The 5,365-nt window shown below is 50.4% G+C and carries 4 protein-coding genes, 4 tRNA genes and 1 rRNA gene; 1 reads left to right on the top strand and 8 read right to left on the bottom strand.

What is annotated here, in order from left to right; all coding sequences use genetic code 11:
* Positions 1–49: 49 nt before the first annotated feature.
* The 5 genes from tuf to ACIDEJ_RS15030 all read right to left on the bottom strand — a co-directional run bounded on the left by tuf (position 50) and on the right by ACIDEJ_RS15030 (position 1,713).
* Positions 50–1,234, bottom strand: coding sequence for an elongation factor Tu (gene tuf / locus ACIDEJ_RS15050; RefSeq protein ID WP_411988797.1), 1,185 nt, complete (start codon positions 1,232–1,234; stop codon positions 50–52).
* A 120-nt stretch (positions 1,235–1,354) separates the two neighbouring features.
* Positions 1,355–1,430, bottom strand: a tRNA-Thr gene (locus ACIDEJ_RS15045).
* Between the two features lie 7 nt (positions 1,431–1,437).
* A tRNA-Gly gene (locus tag ACIDEJ_RS15040) sits at positions 1,438–1,511 on the bottom strand.
* A gap of 35 nt (positions 1,512–1,546) precedes the next feature.
* Positions 1,547–1,631, bottom strand: a tRNA-Tyr gene (locus ACIDEJ_RS15035).
* Positions 1,632–1,637: 6 nt separating this feature from the next.
* Positions 1,638–1,713, bottom strand: a tRNA-Thr gene (locus tag ACIDEJ_RS15030).
* Positions 1,714–1,959: 246 nt separating this feature from the next.
* On the opposite strand from ACIDEJ_RS15030, the gene coaA reads away from it, so the two are divergent.
* Complete coding sequence (coaA, locus tag ACIDEJ_RS15025; protein ID WP_411988871.1) at positions 1,960–2,907, top strand: type I pantothenate kinase; 948 nt, start codon at positions 1,960–1,962, stop codon at positions 2,905–2,907.
* A 1-nt stretch (position 2,908) separates the two neighbouring features.
* On the opposite strand, the gene birA is transcribed toward coaA, so the two are convergent.
* The 3 genes from birA to rrf form a co-directional block, all read right to left on the bottom strand.
* Entirely contained in the window at positions 2,909–3,868 is a 960-nt protein-coding gene (gene birA / locus ACIDEJ_RS15020) for a bifunctional biotin--[acetyl-CoA-carboxylase] ligase/biotin operon repressor BirA (RefSeq protein WP_411988870.1), read from the bottom strand.
* A gap of 2 nt (positions 3,869–3,870) precedes the next feature.
* Complete coding sequence (gene murB, locus ACIDEJ_RS15015; protein WP_411988869.1) at positions 3,871–4,893, bottom strand: UDP-N-acetylmuramate dehydrogenase; 1,023 nt, start codon at positions 4,891–4,893, stop codon at positions 3,871–3,873.
* Positions 4,894–5,078: 185 nt separating this feature from the next.
* Positions 5,079–5,194: ribosomal RNA gene (gene rrf / locus ACIDEJ_RS15010) — 5S ribosomal RNA — on the bottom strand.
* Between the last annotated feature and the right edge of the window lie 171 nt (positions 5,195–5,365).

Here is a 5,365-nt window from a genome sequence, read left to right as displayed (position 1 = left end):
AAAACAAAAAAGGAAGCCGAAGCTTCCTTTTTCATCAATCTTTCGCTGATTAGGCGATGATTTTCGCTACCACGCCGGCGCCTACTGTGCGGCCACCTTCACGGATCGCAAAACGCAGACCTTCATCCATCGCGATTGGGCAGATCAAGCTTACTACCATCTTGATGTTGTCGCCTGGCATTACCATTTCTACGCCTTCTGGCAGTTCGATGGTACCGGTTACGTCAGTTGTACGGAAGTAGAACTGTGGACGGTAGCCTTTGAAGAATGGAGTGTGACGACCACCTTCATCTTTGCTCAGGACGTATACTTCTGATTCGAACTTGGTGTGTGGAGTGATGGTGCCTGGTTTTGCCAGTACCTGACCACGTTCAACTTCGTCACGTTTGGTACCACGCAGCAGTACACCCACGTTTTCGCCTGCACGACCTTCGTCAAGCAGCTTGCGGAACATTTCAACACCTGTACAGGTGGTCTTGGTGGTGTCGTGGATACCCACGATTTCCACTTCGTCACCTACACGGATGATACCGCGTTCTACACGACCTGTTACTACTGTACCACGACCGGAGATTGAGAATACGTCTTCGATTGGCAGCAGGAATGGATGGTCGATGTCACGTACGGGTTCTGGGATGTATGAATCCAGCGCTTCGGCCAGTTCAACGATCTTCGCTTCCCACTCTGGTTCACCTTCCAGCGCTTTCAGGGCTGAACCCTGGATTACTGGCAGGTCATCGCCTGGGAAGTCGTATTCTGACAGCAGTTCACGCACTTCCATTTCTACCAGTTCCAGCAGCTCTTCATCATCTACCATGTCACATTTGTTCATGAATACGATGATGTAAGGTACGCCTACCTGACGTGACAGCAGGATGTGTTCACGAGTCTGTGGCATTGGGCCGTCGGTAGCGGCTACTACCAGGATGGCGCCGTCCATCTGCGCAGCACCGGTGATCATGTTTTTAACATAGTCAGCGTGCCCTGGGCAGTCTACGTGGGCGTAGTGGCGAGTTGGCGTGTCGTACTCTACGTGAGAGGTGTTGATGGTAATACCACGTTCACGCTCTTCCGGTGCGTTGTCGATTGACGCAAAGTCTTTTGCTTCACCGCCGTAAGTTTTGGCCAACACGTTTGTGATAGCTGCAGTCAGAGTGGTTTTACCATGGTCCACGTGGCCAATGGTACCCACGTTTACGTGGGGTTTACTACGTTCAAATTTAGCTTTAGACATGGTATTGCCTCAATCTAAGATTGTTTTAGGGGTGAAACAAAGCACATAATGAAAAAGTCCGGCGCACAAGAGCGTCGAACGTTTAGTTTATATGGTAACAGATATGCTTTCCAGGGGGGCTGGTGCTGATACCCAGAATCGAACTGGGGACCTCATCCTTACCAAGGATGCGCTCTACCGACTGAGCCATATCAGCATGATTTTGGAGCGGGTAGCGGGAATCGAACCCGCGTTATCAGCTTGGAAGGCTGGAGTATTACCATTATACGATACCCGCGCACCTAACCTAGGCTATCTATTACCTTTAAAAAATGGTGGAGGGAGAAGGATTCGAACCTTCGAAGGCGGAGCCGTCAGATTTACAGTCTGATCCCTTTGGCCACTCGGGAACCCCTCCAATGAATGGTGCCGGCACCAAGAGTCGAACTCGGGACCTACTGATTACAAGTCAGTTGCTCTACCAACTGAGCTATGCCGGCATTCATTTCGGTAGCGGATATTAGGTAAATGTGGCCCTGAGTGCAACATAAAATTGGTAATTTTCATAAAAAATCACTCAAACGCCGCTTTTTTGGCCTGAGATAACCACGACTTGATGCCTGCGCAAGATGGCTCCCCGTCTCCGGCCATCTCATTTGTGGCGCTTACCCCTTATCCTTCAAGATTTTTATTGTTGAATAATAATCCATGGTGTACTGTGCTTTCCCCCTATGCGAGGAAATCAGATGCCACTGCAAGATACTATTCGACAGGCACTTTATTTGTCTTTTAGTCGCGATTCCTGGTCAGAACTGCGTAATGCGGTACCGTTGACACTTACTGAGGCTGACTTGGCAGAGCTGCGCGGGATCAATGAAAAAATTTCCTTGCCTGAAGTGACCGACATCTATTTGCCTCTGAGCCGGCTATTGAACCTGATTGTAAAAGCCAAACAACAACGCCGGTTGGTACTGAATCAGTTTTTAGGGCAGCAAGCCGCCAAAACCCCGTATATCATCAGCATCGCCGGCAGCGTGGCCGTAGGGAAAAGTACCACTGCCCGCATTTTGCAAGCCTTGCTGAGCCATTGGTCTGAGCACCCGAAAGTCGATTTAATCACTACCGATGGCTTTTTGTATCCGCTGGATGAGCTCAAGCGCCGGGGGTTGTTGCAGCGTAAAGGTTTTCCCGAAAGTTACGATATGAAGCAGTTGGTGGAGTTTGTCTCTGCCGTTAAATCGGGTGTTGAAGAGGTACATGCCCCTCTTTACTCCCATATTACTTACGATCGTCTGCCCCAAACCATCAGTGTCCGTCAGCCCGACATTTTGATCCTGGAAGGGCTTAATGTGCTGCAAACCGAACTGGATTCGCCAGTGTGCATTAGGCGTCCGTTTGTCTCTGATTTTGTGGATTTTTCTATTTATGTGGATGCCGAAGAAAAATGGCTGAAAACCTGGTATGTGGATCGCTTCTTACAATTTCGCAGCAGTGCCTTTGCCGACCCCCGCTCTTACTTCCACCATTTTGCCCACTTGCAGGACCAAGAAGCGGTAAAAATGGCCTCTCATGTATGGGATACCATTAATGGCCCCAATTTGCGCCATAATATCCTGCCCACTCGGGAGCGGGCGAACCTGATCCTGAAAAAAGGCAAAGATCACGCCATGGAACAGGTATTGCTGCATAAATAAATCAGTTAGCCCGCAAACTGATCTCCCCACCCACGAAATGCTCCAGTCCATCGGCGGTTTTTAAAATGATGCCGCCTTGGGCATCAATGCCCTGATAGCTGCCGCTGATGCTGTTATTTCCCAGCAACAGGCGCACCTCTTTTCCAAGATAAATGTCAGCCTCATGCCAACGGGCAGTGAATGCCGCCAATCCAGCCTGTTCAAACACTCGCAAGTCGGCACATAACTGACGTTGTAAGGTTTTGGCTAGCAATGTTTTATCCGGATGTTCCCATATCTGCTGCAGGTCGCTCCAAGGCTGGTCGATTAATGCCCCTTGCTGCTCTGGCATGGCAATGTTGACCCCGATGCCTATCACCAGATCACAGCCACTATCGGCAGTCCCTGTCATTTCAATCAATACGCCAGCCAACTTGCGATCTTCAAAAAATATGTCGTTGGGCCATTTCACCCCTACATCATGGGCCCCCAATGTTTGCAACGTTTGCACCAACGAGCAGGCCACCACCAGGCTCAGTCCCATGGCTTGGCTCATGCCCTGGGGCAAATGCCAGAACATGGAGAAATAAAGGTGACTGCCGTAGGGAGAAACCCATTTGCGACCGCGGCGCCCCCGCCCTGCAGATTGAAACTCGCTGATGCAGATATCACCACATTGCAATTCATCCGCATGCTGCAACAAAAAGGCGTTGGTACTGGCCAATTCATCGAAATAAAAACAGCGATTGCCGCAGTGGGCTAACAGTTGCGGCGCATCAATTAAAAACACCGGGGCAAACAACTTGTATCCCTTGCCCTTAACACTGCAAATATCAATACCGTAGTCCGTCAGGGCCGCAATATGCTTACCCACAGCCGCGCGGGAGATACCTAAAGATTGCGCCAGCAGTTGCCCTGACACGAACCCGCCACCATTGAGATGTGCCAGAATTTCCCGTTTACGGTGCCACTGTCCAGACATCGTTAAATTCTCCTTTCGCCTTGGGCGCCATAGGTTCTGGGCTCCAACGCCAACACAATGCCAAACAGGCTTTGCACCCGGGCGCGAATGGATTGCACCGCCAATGCCACATCGGTCCCGGTCGCATCGCCGTGATTCACCAATACCAATGGCTGACCATCATGTACCCCAACACCGCCAAAGCGCTTTCCTTTTAGCCCCGCCTTGTCGATAAGCCAGGCCGCTGCGATTTTTACCTCACCAGAGGGAAGGGGGTGAGCGGCAATGTCTCCATGCTCACTATGCAATTGCGCATACTGCGCAGCGGATACTATCGGGTTTTTAAAACAACTGCCCACATTCCCCAGCACTTTGGGATCCGGCAGTTTCCGTCGCCGCACATCACATACCGCATCAAATATCTGCTGCGGTGAAACCGAGTCTGTCGCCAAATGCTGCAGTGGTCCATAATTCAGCCGTGGTTGCCAAGCTTTGGCAAGTTTTAACCCTACTTGAGTAATCACCGCCTTATCCCGCAGTTCCCCCTTGAAGATGGACTCGCGATAATCAAATTCACAAGCACTGGCCGCTAGCCTTTTTATATCGCCACCGGGGAGTTCCAGATACTCCACCCACTCGCACACATCAGCAAACTCAAGCCCGTAGGCCCCAATATTTTGAATGGGTGCAGCGCCCACGGTTCCCGGAATAAGCGCCATGTTTTCAAGGCCTGCCATATGGTGGGATAAACAGTATTTCACCAATCCATGCCAAGACTCACCGGCAGCAACGGTAAGGTAATAAAACGAACTGTCCTCATGGACACTAATCCCCTTAAGTTGTATCCGGATAACCGCTCCCTGGTAATTTTCCAGCAACAATAAATTGCTGCCACCGCCCAGGACAATAAAGGGGGTTTGCCGCTTTTGAAATGCAAGGCAGTATTGCAGTAATTCGCTAACACTGTTGGCCTCAACCAATGTCTGACAAGCTGCATCCAGCCCAAAGGTATTAAAAGGTTTTAGTGAAATGTGAGTTGCTGACATGAAGAAATCTGTTCTGAAATGAAAGGCTTCATTGTACCCCCACCCCCTTGTGATTGCATTACCCCTCGTGTCAGGGGAGTATATGCGAATGCAGTGAAGCGCCATGTTCAGGCATCCAGAACAGTAGTGAAAGCGGTAAACGCAAAAAGGCCACCCATTGGGTGGCCTTTTTGACTTTAATAGGCGTCTGGCGATGACCTACTCTCACATGGGGAGACCCCACACTACCATCGGCGCGATTGTGTTTCACTTCTGAGTTCGGGATGGGATCAGGTGGGACCACAATGCTATTGTCACCAGACAAATTTTTACAGGTTATGTCCGTCTGACGGCATTGCCTAGCAATCCCCGCGTCATTAACCTTTGTTCTTCAATTTAGAAAGCTGTTCGCTGTGATAATGGTGGTCGCTACTGGGTTCGAACCAGTGACCCCCTGCTTGTAAGGCAGGTGCTCTCCCAGCTGAGCTAAGCG

This window comes from Shewanella mytili (genome assembly GCF_046765975.1).
GTDB classification, from domain to species: Bacteria; Pseudomonadota; Gammaproteobacteria; order Enterobacterales; family Shewanellaceae; genus Shewanella; species Shewanella mytili.
This window is presented reverse-complemented; position numbering and strand designations above follow the sequence as displayed.